Annotated in this window: 1 protein-coding gene; it reads left to right on the top strand. The window is 66.8% G+C overall.

Translation table 11 applies throughout. The features are described from left to right. Positions 1-256, top strand: a 256-nt coding sequence (locus NLU14_RS22435) for an SDR family NAD(P)-dependent oxidoreductase (protein WP_275710780.1), incomplete at both ends; no start/stop codon positions are given.

The following is a 256-nucleotide window of genomic DNA, read 5'->3' as shown; positions in this document are numbered from 1 at the left end:
CCCGCTGCCGAATCTGCTCGGCTACAGCGTGTCCAAGGGCGCGATCAACACGCTCACGCTGAACTTGGCGCAGGAGCTGGGAAGCCGCGGCATTCGGGTCAACGCCATCCAGCCCGGCATCATCGATACCGACATGAACGCGGGGACGCTGCAAGATCCGGGAGGCAGGGCATTTGCCGCCGGGCTCTCCGTCTTCGGCCGATGGGGCCAGCCCGAGGACGTCGCCGACATCGCCGCGTTCCTCGCATCTTCGGAC

The organism is Marinobacter iranensis (assembly GCF_029207565.1).
Taxonomy (GTDB): domain Bacteria; phylum Pseudomonadota; class Gammaproteobacteria; order Pseudomonadales; family Oleiphilaceae; genus Marinobacter; species Marinobacter iranensis.
Note: the sequence above shows the minus strand (reverse complement) of the source record. Positions and strands in the feature narration are given on the sequence as shown.